Origin of the sequence: Microcoleus sp. S28C3 (genome assembly GCF_036700785.1) — a bacterium.
Lineage (GTDB): Bacteria > Cyanobacteriota > Cyanobacteriia > Cyanobacteriales > Microcoleaceae > Microcoleus > Microcoleus asticus.
The window spans coordinates 61283-83769 of sequence record NZ_JAUBPO010000011.1 but is presented as its reverse complement, the minus strand read 5'-3'; the positions used below and the strand labels follow the sequence as shown (position 1 = coordinate 83769).

19 protein-coding genes are annotated in these 22487 nt (G+C 46.2%); 12 read left to right on the top strand and 7 right to left on the bottom strand.

Annotated features, from left to right (window positions below):
* The first annotated feature begins 21 nt into the window (after positions 1–21).
* Positions 22–663 (top strand): restriction endonuclease subunit R, encoded by a 642-nt coding sequence (locus QUA13_RS05655; RefSeq protein WP_333197280.1) that lies wholly within the window; start codon positions 22–24, stop codon positions 661–663.
* A 122-nt stretch (positions 664–785) separates the two neighbouring features.
* Here the strand turns inward: QUA13_RS05655 and QUA13_RS05650 are convergent, their stop codons facing one another.
* The 3 genes from QUA13_RS05650 to QUA13_RS05640 form a co-directional block, all read right to left on the bottom strand.
* On the bottom strand, positions 786–1121 hold the full coding sequence (locus QUA13_RS05650) for a ribulose bisphosphate carboxylase small subunit (protein WP_172187989.1): 336 nt from the start codon (positions 1119–1121) through the stop codon (positions 786–788).
* A gap of 45 nt (positions 1122–1166) precedes the next feature.
* On the bottom strand, positions 1167–1577 hold the full coding sequence (gene rcbX, locus QUA13_RS05645; RefSeq protein ID WP_333197277.1) for a RuBisCO chaperone RbcX: 411 nt from the start codon (positions 1575–1577) through the stop codon (positions 1167–1169).
* A 137-nt stretch (positions 1578–1714) separates the two neighbouring features.
* Positions 1715–3145 carry a form I ribulose bisphosphate carboxylase large subunit gene (locus QUA13_RS05640; RefSeq protein WP_172187991.1) on the bottom strand — a complete coding sequence of 477 codons (1431 nt, stop codon included), beginning with the start codon at positions 3143–3145 and terminating at the stop codon, positions 1715–1717.
* A gap of 640 nt (positions 3146–3785) precedes the next feature.
* On the opposite strand from QUA13_RS05640, the gene QUA13_RS05635 reads away from it, so the two are divergent.
* The 6 genes from QUA13_RS05635 to panB all read left to right on the top strand — a co-directional run bounded on the left by QUA13_RS05635 (position 3786) and on the right by panB (position 11469).
* Entirely contained in the window at positions 3786–5543 is a 1758-nt protein-coding gene (locus QUA13_RS05635; RefSeq protein WP_333197276.1) for a serine/threonine-protein kinase, read from the top strand.
* A 64-nt stretch (positions 5544–5607) separates the two neighbouring features.
* On the top strand, positions 5608–6042 hold the full coding sequence (locus QUA13_RS05630; RefSeq protein ID WP_333197274.1) for a hypothetical protein: 435 nt from the start codon (positions 5608–5610) through the stop codon (positions 6040–6042).
* 45 nt (positions 6043–6087) lie between these two features.
* Positions 6088–6918: a hypothetical protein gene (locus QUA13_RS05625; protein ID WP_333197272.1), complete on the top strand. Its 831-nt coding sequence runs from the start codon at positions 6088–6090 to the stop codon at positions 6916–6918.
* Between the two features lie 139 nt (positions 6919–7057).
* Positions 7058–8347: an ATP-binding protein gene (locus QUA13_RS05620; RefSeq protein WP_333197270.1), complete on the top strand. Its 1290-nt coding sequence runs from the start codon at positions 7058–7060 to the stop codon at positions 8345–8347.
* A 259-nt stretch (positions 8348–8606) separates the two neighbouring features.
* Positions 8607–10403 carry a tetratricopeptide repeat protein gene (locus QUA13_RS05615; RefSeq protein ID WP_333197268.1) on the top strand — a complete coding sequence of 599 codons (1797 nt, stop codon included), beginning with the start codon at positions 8607–8609 and terminating at the stop codon, positions 10401–10403.
* Between the two features lie 289 nt (positions 10404–10692).
* Positions 10693–11469 (top strand): 3-methyl-2-oxobutanoate hydroxymethyltransferase, encoded by a 777-nt coding sequence (panB, locus tag QUA13_RS05610; RefSeq protein WP_333197267.1) that lies wholly within the window; start codon positions 10693–10695, stop codon positions 11467–11469.
* Between the two features lie 468 nt (positions 11470–11937).
* Here panB and tatA read toward each other — a convergent pair whose 3' ends face one another.
* On the bottom strand, positions 11938–12135 hold the full coding sequence (gene tatA / locus QUA13_RS05605) for a twin-arginine translocase TatA/TatE family subunit (protein WP_333197266.1): 198 nt from the start codon (positions 12133–12135) through the stop codon (positions 11938–11940).
* Positions 12136–12263: 128 nt separating this feature from the next.
* Here tatA and QUA13_RS05600 point away from each other — a divergent pair, with 128 nt between their 5' ends.
* The 4 genes from QUA13_RS05600 (at position 12264) to QUA13_RS05585 (ending at position 16831) form a co-directional block, all read left to right on the top strand.
* Positions 12264–13001, top strand: coding sequence for a phycocyanobilin:ferredoxin oxidoreductase (locus QUA13_RS05600; protein WP_333197264.1), 738 nt, complete (start codon positions 12264–12266; stop codon positions 12999–13001).
* Between the two features lie 72 nt (positions 13002–13073).
* Positions 13074–14717 (top strand): HlyD family efflux transporter periplasmic adaptor subunit, encoded by a 1644-nt coding sequence (locus tag QUA13_RS05595; protein ID WP_333197262.1) that lies wholly within the window; start codon positions 13074–13076, stop codon positions 14715–14717.
* 131 nt (positions 14718–14848) lie between these two features.
* The gene (gene devC, locus QUA13_RS05590) at positions 14849–16009 is read left to right on the top strand and encodes an ABC transporter permease DevC (protein ID WP_333197290.1); all 1161 of its coding nucleotides are present in this window, start codon (positions 14849–14851) and stop codon (positions 16007–16009) included.
* Between the two features lie 99 nt (positions 16010–16108).
* On the top strand, positions 16109–16831 hold the full coding sequence (locus tag QUA13_RS05585; protein ID WP_333197260.1) for a DevA family ABC transporter ATP-binding protein: 723 nt from the start codon (positions 16109–16111) through the stop codon (positions 16829–16831).
* 17 nt (positions 16832–16848) lie between these two features.
* Here QUA13_RS05585 and QUA13_RS05580 read toward each other — a convergent pair whose 3' ends face one another.
* Positions 16849–17760 (bottom strand): hypothetical protein, encoded by a 912-nt coding sequence (locus QUA13_RS05580; protein WP_333189393.1) that lies wholly within the window; start codon positions 17758–17760, stop codon positions 16849–16851.
* 537 nt (positions 17761–18297) lie between these two features.
* Between QUA13_RS05580 and QUA13_RS05575 the strand changes: the two genes are divergently transcribed.
* Complete coding sequence (locus QUA13_RS05575; RefSeq protein WP_333197259.1) at positions 18298–20355, top strand: DNA polymerase III subunit gamma/tau; 2058 nt, start codon at positions 18298–18300, stop codon at positions 20353–20355.
* A 2-nt stretch (positions 20356–20357) separates the two neighbouring features.
* Here QUA13_RS05575 and QUA13_RS05570 read toward each other — a convergent pair whose 3' ends face one another.
* Together QUA13_RS05570 and clpX are read right to left on the bottom strand one after the other, a co-directional pair.
* Entirely contained in the window at positions 20358–21116 is a 759-nt protein-coding gene (locus QUA13_RS05570) for a GNAT family N-acetyltransferase (protein WP_333197258.1), read from the bottom strand.
* A 26-nt stretch (positions 21117–21142) separates the two neighbouring features.
* Complete coding sequence (clpX, locus tag QUA13_RS05565) at positions 21143–22486, bottom strand: ATP-dependent protease ATP-binding subunit ClpX (protein ID WP_333123761.1); 1344 nt, start codon at positions 22484–22486, stop codon at positions 21143–21145.
* Position 22487 lies beyond the last annotated feature (1 nt).

The following is a 22487-nucleotide window of genomic DNA, read 5'->3' as shown; positions in this document are numbered from 1 at the left end:
AACTTAAATACCTATCAAAATATGACAACAACTATTAACGCCAAAAATATAACGCTCGGTGAAGTAAGTCAATTTTTGAAATTCCAAGAGCAGTTTAATAATGACACGTACACAATTTTTTTATCCTTAGAATCCTTAATAGAGATAGAACAGTTAGAACTCGCCCAAATCCGCAACGATTTTCGCGAATACCTCTCAGTGGAAAGAGTCTCTGAAGGACTGGTACAGGCTTTAACTACGTTTGCCTTAATGCGATTGGCTGGCTTCTACCGCCGCCCAATCAAGATGAGTCTAGAACAAGACATCGCTAACATAACTATAGAAGATGAAGACACAACGATTACAGGCAGATTTGACATTTTAGCAATCAATAAAGAGAAACAAATTGCCGCTGATATACCATTTTGGATTTTAGTAATAGAATCTAAAAATAGTCTAATTGCTCCCCGCGCTGGTTTGCCCCAACTTCTAACTTACGCCTCTAAAAGTTTAGAATATCAAGAGTCTGTTTGGGGATTGGCAACTAGCGGAGAGTTTTATCAGTTTGTCAATATCCGCAGAGGAAATTCCCCAACCTATCAGCTAATGCCCTTTCTGACTTTGATGGAGCCTGAACTTTCAATTTTGTTGCTGCAAGTTTTAAAAGCTATTTGTAAGCTATAGCAGAAGGAAGAAGAAGGATTAAAGTCTTTAGTACAAACATAAAAAAAGAGGCAGGGAAAATTCCCCGCCTCTAATCTGCAATGACTGTTAACCTAAAATTTAGATTAGCCAGCCAATACTTTTTAGTAGCCTCTGGTGTTAGGCTTGTGGACGATGAAGCTCAGCACTTGGCACTGCTTCACGTTGTCAAAACCCATGACGCGGATGTAGCACGTCGGATTTTCTTGGCGGCAAGCTTGAATTTCAGACATGATTTCTTTGACGCTGCGAGCACCAAACAAAGGCAACTTCCACAAAGTCCAGTAGCGCATTTCAGCAGCAGAGGTTTCGTTGAATTCTACGCCGGGAATGTAGCCTTGATCCAGGATGTACTGGAGTTGCTTGGCAATTTGGGCGTCATTCAGCGGGGGCAAATAGGACAGAGTTTCGTAACGACGCTCTTTAGGTAAAGTCTTCATTTTTTGTATCTCTAAGGTGTGTGTTCGATCGCACTTGTCGATCGATTAACTCGACAAATTATCCAGATTCGGTTCAGAATCTATTGATGTTTCAGGATTACTGCTAGAAACAGACCAATTAAGTTGCGTAGTTCGCTCTAAATGCTGGCGTCTGTGTTCCATATTCGCCTGTTGAATGCCAGTAGAAACCATTTCTGGCAAATATTCTGTCACATCGTGAGCCAGATACTCTCGCACAGTCATGATCCGAAATCCTAAATCTTGATTTTCCCTCAGCAACTCTTGAATGTAAGCTTCTCCATCTTGGATTTTGCCCTTAGTGGAAAAGTCGTTCAACCAGATTGCCAGAGGAGGATTGGTTTCGCTCAACTGAGCGACCACCATCCGCACGGATTGATAGGTTAGGTAACTTGCCAGCACCTTAGCGGTGTCTTTCGCAACTTGTTTGAGATCCATTTTTGACCCCAGCTCCCTCAAATTTTAGATTTTGGATTTTAGATTTTGGATGCAAACTTACTGGTAAATCTTCTTCAAAGATAAAGACTTCCCAGCAAGTTTGCGACCTAAAACCTAAAATCTCAAACCCAAAATCATCAAACCGTATCCATTGCCTCAAACTCAAACTTGATTTCTTTCCAGAGTTCGCAAGCAACAGCCAGTTCAGGAGACCATTTGCAAGCTTCGCGGATCACGTCGCCGCCTTCGCGCATCAAGTTGCGACCTTCGTTACGAGCTTGGACGCAAGCTTCCAAAGCAACGCGGTTAGCAGTTGCACCAGGTGCGTTGCCCCAAGGGTGGCCCAAGGTGCCGCCGCCGAACTGCAAGCAGGAGTCGTCGCCGAAGATTTCCACCAAAGCCGGCATGTGCCAGATGTGGATACCGCCAGATGCAACCGGCATGACACCGGGCATGGAGGCCCAATCTTGGGTGAAGTAAATACCGCGGCTGCGGTCTTCTTCGATGTGGTCTTCGCGCATCAAGTCTACGAAGCCCATCGTGATGCCTTTTTCGCCTTCGAGTTTGCCCACAACTGTACCGGAGTGCAGGTGGTCGCCGCCGGACATCCGCAAGCACTTGGCAAGCACGCGGAAGTGGATACCGTGGTTTTTCTGACGGTCAATCACGGCGTGCATGGCGCGGTGAATGTGCAGCAAGATACCGTTGCGGCGGCACCATTTGGCCAAGGTGGTGTTTGCAGTGAAACCACCGGTTAGGTAGTCGTGCATGATGATGGGGGTTTTGATTTCCTTAGCGAACTCAGCCCGCTCCATCATTTCTTCGCAGGTGGGGGCAGTTACGTTGAGGTAGTGACCCTTGACTTCGCCGGTTTCTGCTTGAGCTTTTTCAATAGCTTCTTGAACGAACAAGAAACGATCGCGCCAGCGCATGAACGGTTGCGAGTTGATGTTTTCGTCGTCTTTGGTGAAGTCCAAACCGCCGCGCAGAACTTCGTAAACGGCACGGCCGTAGTTCTTAGCAGACAGACCCAATTTGGGCTTAATTGTACAGCCCAGCAAAGGACGGCCGTACTTGTTCAATTTGTCCCGCTCAACGGTAATACCGTGAGGAGGGCCTTGAAAAGTTTTCAGATAAGCAATGGGAACCCGCAAATCTTCCAAACGCAGAGCGCGCAGAGCTTTGAAACCGAACACGTTACCGACCAAAGAGGTCAGCAAGTTGGTGACGGAACCTTCTTCAAACAAATCCAAAGGATAAGCAATGAAGCAGATGTATTGGTTGTCTTCGCCGGGAACTGGCTCGATGTCGTAGCAGCGACCTTTGTAGCGGTCGAGGTCGGTCAGGAGGTCAGTCCAAACAGTCGTCCATGTACCTGTAGAAGATTCAGCAGCCACAGCAGCTCCAGCTTCTTCTGGGGGAACTCCCGGCTGCGGTGTGACGCGGAAAGCAGCCAAAATATCTGTATCTTTCGGCGTGTAGTCCGGCGTGTAATACGTTAGTTTATAGTCTTGAACTCCGGCTTTATACCCAGCCTTTGATTGAGTTTGGGTTTGCGCGTAAGCCATATCTCGCTTCCTAGTATTCGCTTAATTTTTTTGCCCGATCGCAGGCTGTTAAAAATATATCAATAAACTGGCGCTCTGGAATTTTAATATTCTTTTAATCATCATAAGTATTATTTATTTTGCTTTACATTAGGAAAATATTTGTAACATATCTTATAGAATGTAAGCGACCAAGGATGCAGGAGGAAAGGCTGGGGATCGCAGAGCCGGAAGAGGAATTTCGCTCGATCGAAATATATTGTGCAGCGAGCCGAACAGCGGATAAATACTGTTTATGTAAAGAATTTAATACTTAAAAATCAGAATTGGTAATGGGTAATGAGTCAGCGGAAATTAGTTAGAAATACCTAAAGCTGTGGTTGGCAGTTGAGATCGATCGCCCGATCGATCTCAACTACAATTTAGTATGTAGCAATTTAAAATCTAAAATCTAAAATCTAAAATCTAAAATCGATTGACTCTTAGACCGCCAACTCAAAAATCGACAGCATAGCACATAATATGGACAGGACTTGTGCAGCAAGCTTGTTTCTCAAACCAAATCCGTCGTTACAGCAATTTAACCTCGCTGAAAACCTGGTTTCTGCCTTAGCAGCGCGTAAGTCTACTATGGATATTTAGCCCCATTTTTACTCTGGTTGTGCCTCACCCCCCTTCAAAAGCCGTCCACTGCATCAATCCAGATTGCCCAAGGCCCTACCCTCAGACTTGGGGCAACAATTTTTGTCATAGTTGCGGGGCTCCGCTGCGGCTAAAAAATCGCTACGTGCCTGTAGAAAGCCTCGGTTCCGGGGGTTTTGCAGCGATTTTCACAGTTTGGGACACAGAAACTCAAACCGAGCGCGTCCTGAAAGTGTTGCTCGAAACTGCCCCGAAAGCGCTGAAACTGTTTGAGCAAGAAGCTTGGGTTTTGGCACTTTTGCGGCACCCCGGCGTCCCTAGAGTCGATCCAGACGGTTATTTTCACGTCCAAACGCAAAATTTTGCAGGCGGGGAGGGAAATCCTGCTGCGAAGCGACTGCCTTGTTTGGTAATGGAAAAGATTCACGGCAAAACTTTAGAAGAGGTTCTCAACGAACACCCTCAGGGCTGTCCGCAGGAATGGGTGTTTAGTTGGCTGAGTCAAGCTGTGGAAATTTTAGAGGAGTTGCACAGGTGTCAAATTATTCACCGTGACATTAAACCCTCAAATTTGATGCTGCGAGACCCGGAATCGCCCCAAGTATTGCTGAGCAAGGGTTTGGGCGGACTGCAATTGGTGGCGATCGACTTTGGGGGAGTTAAACAAATGGGCGGTGTCGAACGGGTGGGGAAAGATTCTCCGAGTTCGACGCGGTTGATTTCGCCCGGGTACAGTCCGCCGGAACAAATTGTGGGAGGCGGTGTCGTGCCGGCAACGGATTTTTATGCCCTCGGGCGGACTTGCATTCACTTGCTGACGGGGAAGTATCCGGCGGAAATTGAAGATCCGATGACGGGAGAGTTGCGGTGGCGCCACATAGTCTCTGTGAGTCCGGCTTTGGCGAATTTGTTGGACGATATGGTGCGATCGAACGTGCAGCAGCGTCCGGCGACGGCTGGCGATGTTCGGGCGCGTTTGCAGGAGATTTATGCTAGGAGTAAGGGCAAAATCGCGATCGCCCCTGCGGGTCAAGCTATTTTAGAATTCTGCCGGCAAGTAGTGGTGGCGGGGGCGCAAAAAACGGCAAGTTTGACGGTTTTGGTGTTCGGCGCGATCGCCCAAATGGTGGTAGCTTCTCTGGATACCGGCTGGGAAATGGTGCTCGGTGGGGTTGGTGGAAGTGCGGGGGCGATCGGCGGTTTGGTTTTGGGCTATGCTTCGCCTCTAGGCCCGCAAATTGCCAGTTTTCTGAATGAAGGTTTGCACCAATTAATTCCTAATATGACTTTCGCTGTCGGGCCCGAAGTGCTGCTGTTTGGGTTTGCGGGGTTGGGAACTGCGATCGGTTTGACGGATGCGGGGAGTTTTCGCCAGCAAAAACAGTATTGGCTGTCTGGATTGATGGGAGCTCAGGGCTATTTGTTGGCGGGTTTGTGCTGGATGGAAGCAACAGCTTCTAGCGGCGTGCAGGGGGTTATTTTGGGAGCTTTTGCGATCGCCTCTCTGACTGTGGGAATGGGTTTGCGCAGCCATCAATTAGTTCACGCTTTGGTAGTGGCTGTTTTCTCTACGGGAATGTTTCTGTTTCTGAATGCTTGGAACATTTTTCCGGGGAGTTTCTTGGGGATTTTGTCACTGTCTAACGCTACATTAGGCTGGCTGCAAATTTGGGGTTCAATTGTGTTTTTTGGTTTGTTGGGAAGTGCGATCGGGCTTTGTTTGGGAGTGAGTCATTATTTAATTGTGCCGCTGTTAAGGTGGTTGGGTTGGCGGTAAAAATAAATACCAAATCAGTATGCTAATCAAGTCGCTGTCAATTAAACCAGTCTCAAGATTTTCAATGGTTTGTACTCTCGCGATCGCCCTTGTGCTCGGTGGGGCCAATCTAGCAAAAGCCGAATCGCGCGATCGAGCCGTTGATAGATTAACGGATTTCTTGTTCTACAAGGTTAATCCTGAACTCAACAACCGCAAACTGCAAGCGGGCGATCGCAACTATATCAATGAATGGCAGAGATTACGCGCAGAAATCGATCCGCGAGTTAAGCCCGCACAAGAAGTCTGCAATAGGCCCGAACCAAGAGATCTAGGATGGGAATTCACAGTAATTAACGGCGAAACATACGAGCAAACCTACGATCGCCTTGCAGATATAATTTTTTATAGCCGTCATCCTCAAACGACAGGGCAGCAAATTAGTATAGGTGATAAAGCCAGCAGCAATGAATGGTTGGCAATTCGACGCGAGATGTTTATTTCTAATTGTGGACTGTGAGATTCGATCGCATCACATTGAAGCATTGATGGAGGACAAATCTGCATGAATTACAGAAAGATGATGGCTCTGTTGCTGCTAGCATTAATTGGAGTCTGTGCCGGCTCTTCTACGAAAGCTTCAAATGCTGCCAAAACAGCACAGGAATCTGTAGCAATCTCGAATGCAGGCGTTGCAAAATTTGAGGATGATTCTTGTGGGGTAGGCGTCCCGCCTGCTTTGAAAATACAGCGGACGGGCGGGACGCCAATCCCACAAAACAATCAAAATCATCCCGCAATTTTGCAACGCCACAATGCGAGCCCTGACTTTTGGACAAACCAAAACGATGTTAGTGCCGATCGACATTCGATCGCAAATGTCAAAGCCTCGCAAATCGAGAGTCCGAGAAAATCGGCGCCTGTATCGTGTTCGCTAGAGGAATACCGAAGCTTTTTCGAGGACTTTGTTAGAGGCTACGACTATCAAAACAAAGAAATACGCAATACCTATACTTGGTCGGATATCCAAATCCGAGATTATCAAAATCCCAGCAAGCTTTTAAAGGTGATCGGTAAGCAAAACTACGATGATTTTAGAATTGGCTTAATCGACTATTCGTACATCTATGTGGACTCTTCGACAAAAAAACTTAGCCTCCGCGAGCAACTGAACAATAAACTGAAGATAAATGTCAAAAAGATCGATCGCCAAACATTCCGCGTAGATTATGTGAAAGCCGAGTTTGGTATAGATATGGAAGCAGAAGATAACAATGGCGATCTGATCCGCACTTATGGAGAACCCGGTGCTTATATTTTTGAGCATCGCAATGGATGTTGGAATTTGACGCAAGATTTGCGATCGCCAGTTCGATCTGGGACAGCACCCAAATGACCGATAGGTAAAAATCTGGGATATCTACGGAGACCAAAAAACTTTTGTGGGGTGGGCATCTTACCTGCCCAAAAATCTACATTTAGGTGCTAGAAAGCTTATAATCGTCCATAAGATTAAATAATAGCCTCAGAGTGCCATGTCAAAAATATTACTAGAATCTTTTCGGACAGCCTATGCAAATATGGAGTTATCGCCGCTGATAACTCCGAAAGAAGTGGAAAACTTCCGAGTAGAATACGGGACGGAAGTCCTCGAACAATTAGAGCAATTAGTCGAAGATGACCCTTCCGGTAGGGGTAAAATTATTTTTAGCGGACATCGCGGTTGCGGCAAGTCTACACTGTTGGCTGAGTTTTGCCGCCAGATGGACGATCGCTATTTTACCGTCTTTTTCTCAATTTCCGACTTGATTGAAATGTCGGATGTCAATCATATCAATATCTTGTTTGCGATCGCTGTTCAGTTGATGGATGCAGCCGAAAAACAGGAAATTCCCATCAAAGAATCAATTAAAGAATCATTTTATAACTGGTTTGCCACTAAAACTAAAACAAAAATTGACGAATTGGGCGCAAGCGGATCGGTCGGTTTTAACTTGTTTAAGATGATTACAGGCAAATTAAAAGCTGATGCAACGATTCGCGAAGAAATTAAACAAGAATTTATTCGCAAAGTTTCTGATTTGGTGGCGACAATTAACGAAATTGCTGCCGTAGTTCGAGAAGGCGCCAAAAAAGACGTAATTGTAGTGATTGATGACCTGGACAAGTTGGATTTAGGTGTCGTTCGCCAAGTTTATCAAGAACATATCAAAGCGCTGTTTTTGCCGAATTTTAGGATGATTTTAACAACTCCTATTTCCGCGCTGCGAGATGTCTCTTTGGCCGCTACCGTGGAAACGGAAACTAACGATCAAATCGTGTTCATGCCAGTCACAAAGCTGTTTAAACGCGGGGAAAGCCGGAATGCTGGTGCTGTTGCAATGGCGGAACCGGCGGCGAGATTGAAAGAGATTTTAGCTAAACGCTTGGGAAGCGAATTAATCGAACCGGAAACACTCGATCGCGTTGTCGCGTACAGCGGTGGAGTATTGCGAGAATTGATTAGAATTGCAAACGAATGCTGTCGCATTTGTTTGCGGTTGGTGCGGCGGAATCCAGAAGCAGCAGTTAAAATTAATGCTGAGGTTTTTGAGGAAGCGATTAATAAATTGCGGATCGATTTCGATACCCGTTTGGGAACGACTGATTATGAGATGTTGATTGCAACTTACAGAGATTTTAAACCCGCTGACCCGAAAGCACAAGGGTTTTTGGACTTGCTGCACGGGTTGTATGTTTTGGAGTATCGCAATGGTGTTTTGTGGTACGACATTCACCCGATCGTGCTAGAATTGTTAAAGCAGCGAGATGATTTTCCGCGTTAATACTTTCTTTTATACTCAACAATTAAACTTGGCGTTAAAACGGCGGTTGAAACCGTTGCTACACAAACAAAGTCGGCCTACGCCGACTAAGGTAATGTCTGAGTCCAAAGTCGATCTCCCCTAACCCCCCTTAATAAGGGGGGGACAAGAGTATTCTCAAAGTTCCCCTTAATAAGGGGGGGACAAGAGTATTCTCAAAGTCCCCCTTATTAAGGGGGATTTAGGGGGATCGAGACTTCGATAAAAATGACAATTAATTATGTCGGATCTCAACAGTCAAAACCAAGATAATTATGAAGATTTACTCGTGTCAATAGAAGCGGGTAAAGATATTCTCAACTTGCTAATCGCAGTTTGCGATGACAGCGACTGTCGCGATCGCCTGATTTCGGATTATGAAGCAGAACTCGAACCGGATATCCGCCGCTATCGCGTAGAATTGGCGAGGGGTGAACCGAGTTTGCGATCGGCGATCGCCAATTTAGTCGAACAAGAAGCATATTTGCAGCAGCGGGGAAAAGCCGTTATCACCGTGACGGGTGTGGAGAAACTGCGGTTTTTTAAACAATTTGGCGAAAGTCGATCGGAACAAGAAGTGTTTTTTGGCTATTTGCAATGGACGCGGGAAGCATTGCGGGAGTTTCCGTTTTCGATTGTTTTGTGGGTGACGCGACAAATTGAAATTCTGATTAGTAATGAGTCTCCTGATTTTTGGAGTTGGCGGAAAGGTGTGTTTCGCTTTGATACTAAAAAAACGGCGGCTATTACCAAAGAGGAATTTGAACCGTTTCGATCCCTAGTTGAAGGCGATCTCGAACTGCCAAGTTTGATACCAATGCAAGATTTGCCGGATTTAATCGCGCAAAGGGAACAGAAAAAAGGATTGCAAGACCCCCGTTTAGCAAGTCTTTATACCATTCTGGGGATGGTTTATGACAAAAGAATAAAATCTGGAGAGTGCGAAAATTTTCAGCAAGAGTATGAATTGGCGAGCGAGTATTTTAAAAAGGCGATCGCGCTTCAACAAAAGTTAGATATGAAACTGGAACTATCAAGTAGTTTGAGTTACCTCGCCGGACTTTATAAATCCCAAGGAAGATACTCGGAAGCAGAATCGCTGTATTTACAAGCATTAGAAATATTTAGACTACCGCGCCATGAATACCATCCCAGTTTAGCTAATCCCATTAACAATTTAGCAGGATTTTATAAATCCCAAGGAAGGTACTCGGAAGCGGAAATCCTGTATCTACAAGCATTAGAAATAGACAACCGATACCTCTTAGAAGACGATTTCAGCTTAGCAATTAATCTCAACAATTTAGCCGTACTTTATCGTTCCCAAGGAAGGTACTCGGAAGCGGAAATGCTATATTTGCAAGCATTGAAAATAGACAGGCGACCGCTCCATAAAGGCAATCCCAGTTTAGCTACTCGCTTAAACAATTTAGCTTTACTTTATAAATGCCAAGGCAGGTACTCGAAAGCCGAAACACTGTATTTACAAGCATTAAAAAGACACAGGCGCTCGCTCCCCGAAGACCATACGGATTTAGCCACTAACCTCAACAATTTAGCCGGACTTTATCGTTCCCAAGGAAGGTACTCGGAAGCGGAACCCCTTTATTTGGAAGCATTAGAAATCTATAGGCGATCGCTCCCTAAAGACCATCCCCGTTTAGCCACTGGCTTCAACAATTTAGCTTTACTTTATAAATGCCAAGGCAGGTACTCGGAAGCCGAAACACTGTATTTGCAAGCATTAGAAATACACAGAATATCGCTCCCTAAAGACCATCCTAGTTTAGCCATTGACTTCAACAATTTAGCAGAACTTTATAAATCCCAGATCAGGTACTCCGAAGCAGAACCGCTGTATCTGCAAGCAGTGGAAATTCTTCGCAGCAAATTGCCAAAAAATCATCCGAATGTTCTCCTATGTTGGAAAAATTATGTTGGGCTGTGGCGGGTAGGAATCAGTAAAGGAGATTTGACATTTGAGCAATTGCAAGAACATCCTTTCGGGGAACAGTTATTAGCAGAAATTCAGGAATAAATAAAAATATCGCTCTCAGTTACAAATATTGTTAAAATGTACAATATGCAGGCTAGATTGTAGATTATTTAGTTGAACACTCCCAGCTTATACATAGTGCTGAGGCGGAGCATTGCAGGCGTGCATTGAGTTTTTGCTGGTGCGTGAGGCGCTGAATTAATTTGCTCAATTTTTTGTGACAATTCTTAATCGCCGTGCCTCACCCAGCCTACAATATGGATTGTATATAATTTATTATATTTGATATTATAAGTAATAGCAGGAGATAATATTATATTTTTGCACTAAAATGTCAGTCACTACTCATCAATTAATTCAGTGGAAACAACAAGGGCGGTCAATTGTTGCCCTGACAGGTTATGATTATGCGATCGCCCAACTCATCGATCGAGCAGGCGTAGATATCATCCTAGTCGGCGATTCCCTCGCCATGACAGTCTTAGGCTACGAAACTACGCTACCGCTAACTCTCGATGAAATGCTGCACCACGCTAAAGCTGTGCGCCGCGGAGTTGAACAAGCATTAATTGTGGTCGATTTGCCGTTTTTGACATACCAAGAAAGCCCGCAGCAAGCCATGCACTCGGCCGGGAGAGTTCTGAAAGAAACAGGCGCTCAAGCTGTAAAATTAGAAGGTGGATATCCAGCAATGGCCGCCACAGTTTCGCAACTGACATCCGCCGGAATTCCGGTGATGGGACACGTCGGTTTAACTCCGCAGTCGGTACACCAACTCGGCTACAAAAAACAAGGAAAAACTGTTGAAGCTGCCGATCGCATCATAGCAGAGTCGATCGCGCTTCAAGAAGCTGGTGCTTTTGCGATCGTCTTAGAACACATTCCCTCAGACTTAGCCGCTCAAATTACCCAAAAATTAACTATACCCACCATTGGTATCGGGGCCGGGCCGCACTGCGACGGTCAAGTTTTAGTTACTTCCGATTTGTTGGGACTTTCTGAAAAACAGCCTCCTTTTGCGAAAGCTTACGCCAATTTGCGAGAAACGATTACCCAAGCTGTCAAAGATTATTCCCTCGAAGTTAGAGAACAAAAATTTATAGAATAAATTCGTAGTGAGGGCTTCAGCCCTCATAAAACTCGCTCAAACTAAGCTGTGGCGGCATTTATATTTAACTTGTGGGGCGCGTTTTACTGCCCCCACACGATAGTTTCAAGAAATAGGACAGTCAAAATTAATTCCTGTACAGCTTAATATTAAATGTGGCTTAAATACCCCTTTATTTCTTAGCCTCTTGGATAGGAAATAAAATTTGTTTAGGAGCGTTTCAACCGCACACTTAATACCAAAATGGGCTTAAACACGCCTTATTTCTTAATCTTTTAGAGAGGAACGAAACTTTGTTGAGGAGCGGTTTCAACCGCAGACTTCATACCAAATCTGCCTTAAATACCCCCTTTATTTGTTAGTCTCCAAGAGAGGGGCAAAAGTTTGTGTACGATCAATTTCAACCGCTGAGTCAGAGCGCGGATTTCTAACCCGGATTCGGTATAAGTTCCTCACTACAAACCTAATTTACACCTTCGGCTGACCCTCTTCCTCATTCTCCTTCTCCTTCGGGACCGATTCATCATCACCTAGACCTACCCCTTCCTTGAAACTCCGCAGCGTTTTACCCAAAGCATTTCCCAACTCAGGAATTTTCTTGGGGCCAAAAATTAGAATAGCGACTACCGCAATAATGCCCATTTCGGGCAATCCCAGACCAAACATACAAAATCTCCTGTAAAACTTGCTCGATCGTAAGTCAATCTACTGATATTGTTAAAGTATCTACCTTTTTTCCTGCATCCTGCAACAGTAGAATCAAGTTTTATTAAGCTATCCCCCGATAAATAGGAATGTTAGAAATATCCCAGCCTTCCCTCCGCGAACAACAGCACTACCTCATCCGCAATTTAGCAGACCGGATGGAAGCAGTATGGCACCGCTATCTAGACCTGGAACCCTACCACCTGCCCGCTGAGTTGGGATACGTAGAAGGGCGCTTGGAAGGAGAAAAACTGATCATTGAAAACCGCTGCTATCAAACGCCCCAGTTCCGCAAAATACACCTCGAACTCGCTAAAGTCGGGCCGGTACTTGACATACTGCACTGCGTGATGTTTCCCAGACCGAATTATGCTTTGCCGATGTTCGGTACGGATATAGTAGCAGGCAAAGGTCAAGTTAGCGCCGCGATCGCAGACCTTTCTCCCCTCAATCGAGAGCGAACTTTGTCGGAAACCTACCGAACTCAACTGGAAGTTTTGCCGATCGACCAATTTTCTTCTCCCCGCCAAATTCCAGAATGGGGGGATATTTTCTCAGAATTTTGTCTGTTTGTGCGGCCAGAGTCTATGGAAGAAGAAAACAGATTTCTGGACATAGTTGAATCCTACGTGGAAATTCACTGCCAACAGGCAGTCGCCTCCGAACCAGTCTCGGCCGCCGAAGAATCGAAAATTCTCGACGCTCATATTTACTACTGCAGCCAGCAGCAGCAAAATGACAAAACCCGTCGCGTACTCGAAAAAGCTTTCGGTCAAGATTGGGCCGAACATTACATGACTGAGGTGCTTTTTGATTTTCCTAAATAGCTGAAATTTGTTTACACTACTTCATAGTAGGTGGAAAAAAACTTAATTAGGAAATCACCTACTTTATAAGTCATGGGAAAGGAATCACGGGTCAAGGATAAATCATTTTTAAAACCCCCAGGGCGAGGAGTAATCGGTTTAGCGATCGCTGCCACTATCATTACCACAGGAGTCGGTTTTTGGCAAGTATCTCAACTTAGAAAAGCCGAAGAGTTAAAGGCAGCGGCTGCAACGGCTGCTGCAACTCCCGTCGCCACCCGCACCAGCGTCACAGCTTTGGGTAGGTTGACTCCGCAGGGGGAAGTTATCAAATTGTCGGCCCCTTCGGCGTCGGAGGGAGCAAGAATTGAACTCTTGCAGGTGGAAGAGGGCGATCGAGTTATTCAAGGACAAATCATAGCAGTTCTCGATACGCGCGATCGGCTCCAAGCAATCCTCCAACAAGCCGACAAAGAAGTCAAAGTCAAACAAGCAGAATTAGCGAAAATTCAAGCAGGCGCGAAAACCGGCGTTGTCGGCGCTCAAAAAGCAGAAGTTGCCAAGTTTGAAGCACAAGTGCAAAGAGAAACCGAAGGCGAATCAGCCAATATCGCCCGATTAGAAGCTCAACTGCGGAGAGAAACCGAAGCCGAACAAGCTAACGTCGCCAAATTCGAGGCAGCGCTGCAAAGAGAAACCGAAGCCGAACAAGCTAATCTTGCCAAATTTGAGGCACAACTAGAAAGAGAAACAGAGGTGCAGCAATCCAAATTGGCTAGGTTAGAAGCTCAATTGCGGGGCGAAATTGCCTCTCAAAACGCTACAGTCGATCGGCTAAAAGCCGAATTAACCAACGCCGAAGCCGAGGAACGACGCAATAAAGAACTCTCAGAAACAGGCGCAATTTCTGCTTCCGCCTACGACACCAAACGCTTAGCAGTAGATACGGCTCGCCACAAAGTCAAAGAAGCTCAAGCTGTATTAGAAAAAACAGTGCAAACACTGCAAGAGCAAATAGTCGAAACAAAAGCGACAGTCAAACAAACAGTAGAAACAGGCAAGCAGGAAATCAATCAATCCCGAGCCAATCTCCGACGCAAGTTAGAAACTGGCAGGCAGGAAATTAACCAAGCTAGAGCCACTTTAAATCAAAAGATAGAAACTGGTAGAGAACAAATCAATCAAGCCGAAGCAATACTCAAACAAAAAGCAGAAACCGGCCAAGAACAAATCAATCAAGCCAAAGCAAATCTCGACCAAATTGCCGAAGTCCGTCCCGAAGACGTGCAAGCCGCCCAAGCCGCCATTGAAAGTGCGATCGCCACTAAACAAAAAGCTCAAGTAGACTTAAACTTAAGTTACGTCAAAGCACCCGTATCCGGCTACATCCTCAAAGTTCACAGCCGACAAGGAGAAGGTGTCAACACTCAAGACGGCATCGTAGAACTAGGCGGCACCGATCAAATGTACGCCATAGCAGAAATTTACGAAACCGACATCGCCAAAGTGCGAAACGGCCAGCGCGCTACCGTCACCAGCCCGGTATTTGGAGGCACTTTGGAAGGAACAGTCGCTCGCATCGGCAAACAAATCAGCAAAAAAGATGTCCTTAATACAGACCCCGCCGCCGACACCGACGCGAGAGTTATCGAAGTTAGAATTCGCCTCGATCCGGAATCAAGCAAAAAAGTTGCAGCCCTGACAAACTTGCAGGTTGAAGTTAAAATCGATATCTAAAAAACGCACTAACCCTCGATAATTAATCTAGGTATCCGTGTCGTGTCCATATTGCATTTTCCATCTTATATCTATCCATTACATCCTTTACATCCGTTACATAATCAGTGGCCGAACTTCCTTTATTAAATATGGCAAAAATACCGTTAGCTTGGGCACAATTAACCCGCGAAAGAATGCGCTTAGTAATCGCGCTAGCCGGCATTGGATTTGCCGACTTGCTAATGTTTATGCAGTTCGGATTTAGAGACGCGCTATTTGAAAGCTCCATCACCTTTCACTCGAAGTTAAAAGGGGATATTTTTATCACCAGCACCCAGTCTACGGCTTTAATAGCCATGAAAAGTTTTCCCCAGCGTCGCTTGTATCAAGCCTTGAGCTTTAACGGCGTTACATCAATTAGTCCCGTATATTTAGGCTTTGGATTGTGGAAAAACCCCGACCCTAACCAGCGCAATACTCGCCAATTGATGGTAATCGGTTTTGACCCCGCTCATCCCATCTTTGATATGCCTGAAATCCGAAATAATTTGGACAAAATCCAAATTTCGGATGTGGTTTTATTTGACCAAGCTTCCCGCCCGGAGTTTGGGCCGGTAGCAGAATATTTCAAACAGGGAAAAGTTGTTGAAACTGAAGTTGACAATCGCCGCGTTAGGGTAGATGGTTTATTTACTATAGGGGCTTCTTTCGGTGCCGACGGAAATCTTGTCACCAGCGATTTGAACTTTATGCGGATTTTTTCAACGCGGAGAACAAGAGGTTTAATCGATATAGGTATTGTTCACTTGCAGCCGGGAACAGATGTTAAGGCTGTTGTTGATAAAATGAGGGCAACTTTGCCGAATGATGTGAGAATTTCTTCTAAAGAAGAGTTTGTAGATTTTGAAAAAAAATATTGGCAGGAAAGTACCTCAATCGGATTTGTTTTCACTCTCGGCGCGGCAATGGGATTTATCGTTGGGATAGTGATTGTTTATCAAATTCTTTATACTGATGTTACCGATCATTTACCCGAATACGCTACGCTAAAAGCGATGGGATATAAGGACATTTACTTTTTGGGTGTGGTGTTTCAAGAGGCTTTGATTTTGGCAATTCTTGGTTATTTGCCGGGGTTTGGGGTTTCTTTACTGCTGTACAATTTAGGGAGAAGTGCTACGAGTTTGCCGATGTACATGACTTTGATGAAAGCTGGAACTGTTTTTGCAATGACAGTTGTCATGTGTTCTGTGTCCGGGGCGATCGCAGTTAGGAAGTTGCAGGCGGCTGACCCAGCAGATATTTTTTAAGGAAGGAAGAAGGAAGAAGAAAGAAGAAAGAAAGAAGCAAGAAGGAAAAAAGAAGGAAATACCAATTACCAATTACGAATTAACAGCTACAAATTACCAATGAATAATTTACCAGTTGTCTCAATTAAAAATCTCAATCATTCCTTTGGGGAAGGACAACTTCGCAAACAGACATTATTTGACATCAACCTCGAAATTTTTCCGGGCGAAATCGTACTGATGACTGGACCTTCGGGTTCTGGTAAAACAACATTGTTAACCTTGATTGGAGCTTTGCGATCGATCCAAGAAGGTAGTCTTAAAATTCTCGACCAAGAATTGCGGGGAACCGGGAAAAATAAATTAGTTAAAGTCCGCCGGGACATCGGCTATATTTTCCAAGCTCACAATTTGCTCAAATGCTTGACAGCTAGGCAAAACGTGCAGATGTCTTTAGAACTGCACAGCCATCTTTCTCGTCAAGAAACTAATGATAAAATAGAGGGAATGCTGCAAGCTGTAGGCTTGGGAGAAAGAATAGATTATTACCCGGACAGTCTTTCTGGCGGACAGAAACAAAGAGTTGCGATCGCCCGGGCATTAGTCAGCCAGCCGAAATTAGTATTAGCGGACGAACCCACAGCAGCCCTAGATAGTAAATCAGGTCGAGATGTGGTAGAAATTATGCGAGGTTTGGCCAAAGAACAGCACTGCACTATTTTGCTTGTCACCCACGACAACCGCATTTTAGACATAGCCGATCGCATTATTCACATGGAAGACGGCTACCTCGCACAAGATACATCAACAGCCGCTGCCACAGGCGTTCTTTCGCAAAAATAAAATTAATCCACCTAAACTTATTTGCGAGAACTGGGACGCTTTCCTCCTACCTTAGCAGGACTTTTTGTTGCACCTTTGGCTGAAGTTTTAGAACTACTTTTGCCGTTTTTTTGGCCTTTCGCTCCTGTCAACTGCCTCTCAAGGTCATTTGCAGGTCGGCCGGCCGGCGTTCTCGTAGTCCTAAAGGTAACATTCACCCCTTCATTCGACTGTTCCAGCACCAACATCGGCGTCGGCTTTGCTTTTTGATCCCACTCAATATGAACGATGCGACCTTGAATTGTCGGCTGCCAACTGTCGTGGTCGTCAGAAGGACTCAGATAAGTTTCCAAACAGTCAATAATTTGATTAATTGTCGCCGATGTTGCCTGAGTCGGCAGTTTCATCAGCTTAATTTGAATCCGAAACAGCACTCGTTTTTCTATTTTTACTGCGGGATCGCCAGTTTCGTATTCGATATCAAACATCGAATCCACTTGCCGTCCGGTGCCCGCCGACCCGTTTTTCTCTCCCACCGCACTCTGCGTCGGACGTAGGGCAATACTAATTTTGTCTTTGACTTTTTGCTTGATCTGGTTCACAATGCCAAAGTGAAAAACTTCTTCCGCCATCCGCATTCTCAAGTAGTCTAAATTAAAGTCTCGGGAGTGGATAAGGTCGGGATTCTTTTCCATTTTTGAGATTGTTTCCAGAGCCATTTTGTATTTTTTCTGGAGTTCTCGATTTCTAAACTCCTCAAATTTGAGCTTTTTGCTCAAATCGCCGAGTTTTAGCTTGGTAAACACCGCTAAACCGATAAGCAATAACAACAGTAATCCCGAGGCTCCCATGAAGAGTTGGTCTGAGGACGGATGTCCGGGTTTAGCCTGTTTAGGTTTGGGAGAGGCTACTGCCAACCTTGGTTCTACAAGGATTATTTGGGTTGACATGGGCTTTTAAAGGGTAAAATTTGACGCTATATTTATACAGGACTCCAGAGTAGAGCTGGTAGTGCAACTCGATCAACCAACATTGACATCATTCCACCATCATCTTGGTACAACTGGATTTCTGCAACTGGAGCACGCACCCTCTAATTAATACTTTATCTTTAATAGCAAGCAGGTTTCCGAAATCTCGGAAAATCCTGCGCTGGCAGTGGCAAAAAGAAATGGTGAATTGTCTGTAATATATTATACCAATAGAGCGAAAAAAAATGTTTGTTCGGCGGTCTCCGTTTCTAGCAAAATAAAAAGAAATACACATAAATTAATAGTAACTCTGGGAGCGAACAGCAGAAAACATCAAGGAGAACAGTCGATCGCCCGGACGATCGAGGCGCGGACGTTGGGAGGGTGCTAATTCCTACTGTGGCTCGCTCCCGCCTTGCAAGCCCACCGGGCGGCTTGCTGTGAAAGTCGAGCTGTGGTGCGATCGAACAACGTCTCCTTAGCTAAGATTACAGCTAATACCACCCATATTCGATCGTGACCTACGAACCCCTGCACCACAAATATCGCCCTCAGACATTTGCCGAATTAGTCGGTCAAGAGGCGATCGCCCAAACCCTCACCAGCGCCATCCTGCAAGAGCGCATAGCACCAGCATATCTATTCACCGGCCCCAGAGGCACCGGTAAAACCTCCAGTGCCAGAATTTTCGCCAAATCTCTCAACTGTATTTCTACGGTTGCCCCCACCCCGACACCCTGCGGTAAATGCAACGTTTGCCAAGAAATTGCCCGAGGTTCGACGCTAGATGTCATCGAAATTGACGCCGCCAGCAACACGGGAGTAGATAACATTCGGGATTTAATCGAACGAGCTCAATTTTCCCCCGTACAGTGCCGCTATAAAGTATATGTAATAGACGAAGTTCATATGCTCAGTACCCAGGCATTTAATGCTTTATTAAAAACATTAGAAGAACCGCCCGATCGCGTTGTATTTGTCCTCGCAACAACCGACCCACAAAGAGTATTACCCACTATTATTTCTCGTTGCCAAAAGTTTGACTTCCGCCGCATCCCCCTCGAAGCAATGATTGCTCACTTGCACAAAATTGCCCAATTAGAAAATATCAATATTGCCAGTGATGCAGTACAAATGGTCGCTCAAATGGCCCAAGGAGGTCTGCGAGATGCCGAAAGTTTGCTAGACCAACTGAGCTTATTTCCCGGTCAAGTAACAGTCGAAAAAGTTTGGGATCTAGTCGGTGCAGTCCCTGAAAATGATTTAATGGATTTGCTGCAAGCTATTGATACAGATAACCCTACAGCATTAATAGACATGACCCGCCACCTCATGGATCGCGGTCGGGAACCGCTAATCGTGCTGCAAAGTCTCGCGAGCTTTTACCGAGATTTGCTAATAGCCAAAACTGCACCAAAGCGATCGGATTTAGTAGCTTTAACATCTGCAACTTGGGAAAAACTTTGCAATTTTGCCCGCGATTGGAATGCCGAGTTGATTTTGGCAGGTCAGAAACATTTGCAAACCCACGAAGTGCAAATTAAAAACACTACTCAGCCGCGTTTGTGGCTGGAAGTAACGCTGTTGGGATTGCTGCCCTCAGCAATTAGAACTCAGCAGCAACCGGCAGCCGAACCAGCGAAAAATGTTGCTCCATCACAAATTCACCCCCCCCAACCCCCCCTTAGCAAGGGTGAGAACCAGACATCTAATATTGAACAATCATCAGTTCCCAATTCGCAAAATCCTCCACCTCAGCCGCCGCCTGTGGCTAATCCAAAAGAAATCGCACCTCCTGCACAAATTCCCGCACCTGTACCAACTGCTGAAACGAATCAAACAAATTATTCACCGACTAATTCAGCCGATGAAATCGATTTAAATCGAGTGTGGGAACAGATACTTGACCGCGTGCGGCCGCATGGCACTCAATCGCTGCTTCGCCAACACGGACAGCTAGTAATTTTTAGCAATAATACTGCTCATGTTAAGATTAGTTCGCAGCCGTTGCTCAATATGGTTAAAGACAAAGTAGCTAATATAGAAGAAGCTTTTGTTCAAGTTTTTAACCGTCGAGTAACAGTAAAAGTTGGCTTGACAAATCCCGGTGAAAGTAATAGTTCCCGCGCCAATAATTTGCCAACTTCTAACGGACGTGTTGGCGAAAATCCCAGGAATTCTAATCCTGCGGATGATGCGGGCCAACAGGTGCAGAACTCGGCGGGTTCTGAGATTACAGATGATTTTTTGGGGAAGGGTGGACAAGAACAAAAACACCCGCCAGCGCCTGAAAATATCGCGGTTAACGTGCCGGCAATTTCCGAATTGCGATCGCCCACCAACGCCTCTACAGACTCTCAAAATGACTCTAACGCTCAGGCTGTAGCGGTGCGTGATGACGCGCGAGATGTCGCAAATTCGGCTAGGAAGTTGGCTGATATGTTTGACGGGGAAGTAGTCGATTTATCGGAGGACTTGGAGATTTGGGAGTCGGAAACTTTTAGATTGGAATCTGAACCTGATTTTTCCGAGTTATCTTCTGAGTTAAATGAGGATGATTTTATAGATTGGTAAATCTATGCTTGCGGCAGCGAAATGTGCAAAATTTCGCCGATCGCACAAAATCCAGCGCGGGTGTAAACTCGGAATTCCTCCTCGTGTCCCGCCATCAAAAACGCCACCGCAACACCCGCGTCGAAAGCTTCTCGCACCAGCCGGGCCGTCAAAGCCCCTGCTATGCCGCGCCGGCGAAAAGGGACGCGCACCCCGATACCGGCGATTTCTGTGGTCTGATGTGCCGGCACAGTACACATTCCTGCCCCTGCAGGTTCGCCCGTTGCTGCTAGGCGAGCGAGTACGGCGATGCCACCTGCAGCCAGAGTTTTCCGAAGACTGTCAACGTCTTCAGGGCTTGGTGCAGCCTCTGCGAAAACCTCGTGTTGCGCCGCGGCTGTACCGAGGATCTCGGCCTCGGAAACTGGCACAATCAGTTCGATGTCCGGGGGGACGGGAAGCAATTTCTCGGAACCCGGAGTGCAAGTCATCAGCGGCAAGCGTCCCTCAACGGTGAAACCGGCCCCGATCAGCGTTTCTTCGACAGCAGGCGCTAGTTTCGCGACATACTCCAAACGCGGCTTTCGCCCGCGCACAGAGTACGCAGCGATTAGGGCGTTGACATCAGCGAGGGAGGGTGCGGCGCCGTCGTCGGGAATCGCATAGTTAAGATAGGGGTTGGCGCTGTGGCGACTGAAGGTAGCGAGGAACTGCCCGATCCGCTCGGTGTCACGCTGCTGGCTTGCGGCAAAGCGCAGGTATGATTGAATGCGAGATTCCATAAGTCGCTCGGCTGAAAACCTTGCTTTTAAGCTGACTCTGGCTTGGGCAGCGAAGACGGAAGTACCAACAGCTCGGCGGTCGATCGCTTCTCGACCATTTCCTTAGTAATCGTACACCGGGCAACATCCTTGCGCGACGGCAACTCGTACATCACATCCAACATCAATTCTTCGACAATTCCCCGCAGCGCCCGCGCTCCAGTTTTGCGGCGGTATGCCTCCTGGGCGATCGCCCGAATCGCATCCGGCTTAAAGTCCAACTGCACATTATCCATCTTCAGCAGCTTTTGATACTGCTTAACCAAAGCATTGCGCGGCTCAGTCAAAATGGCCATCAGCGTTTCCTCATCCAGCGGCTCTAACACCGCCGCCACCGGCACCCGCCCAATAAACTCAGGAATCATCCCAAACTTCACCAAATCATCCGGTTCCAGTTGCTTGAGTACATCAGCAGCCCGCTTTTCCTTCGGCTGAGCTTCTCCGGGCTGAATAAAACCCATTGACTTTTTACCCGTTCTCTGCTCTATCACTTTCTCTAGACCGACAAAAGCGCCACCGCAAATAAACATGATATTGCTAGTATCAATTTGGATGCAGTCTTGATAGGGATGCTTGCGGCCGCCTTGGGGAGGTACATTGGCGATCGTCCCTTCCAGCATTTTCAGCAGCGCCTGCTGCACGCCTTCCCCAGAAACATCCCGGGTAATCGAAGGATTTTCGCTCTTGCGGGCTATTTTGTCAATTTCATCAATATAAATAATTCCGCGCTGCGCCTCTTCCACGTCCATATCTGCCACTTGCAGCAGCCGCAGCAAAATATTTTCCACATCTTCCCCGACATAGCCCGCTTCCGTCAGCGTCGTCGCGTCAGCCACCGCAAACGGCACGTCTAGCATATCCGCCAAAGTCTGAGCCAGCAGAGTTTTTCCGCAGCCCGTCGGCCCGATTAACAAAATATTCGATTTTTGCAGTTCTACTTCTTCCGGCGGGTGCTTGCCGCTATTTTTTGCATGGATAAAGCTGAGGCGCTTGTAGTGGTTGTAAACTGCCACCGAGAGCACCTTTTTCGCCTCATCTTGCCCGATAGCGTTTTCGTCGAGGTAATTTTTAATTTCCCTCGGCTTCGGAATTTGGCTCATCGACATACTTTTGCCCGAGGTAGCGCGGCGCTTTTGCGTCGTTTCCTGCTTCGGAGCCACCGCCGCTGGGGGCACTGCACTCGAGTCAAACAACTCCTCATCTAAAATTTCATTGCACAAGTCCACGCATTCGTCGCAGATATACACCCCTGGGCCTGCGATCAACTTGCGCACTTGCTCTTGAGACTTGCCACAAAACGAACATTTTAGATGGGAGTCGTACTTAGACATA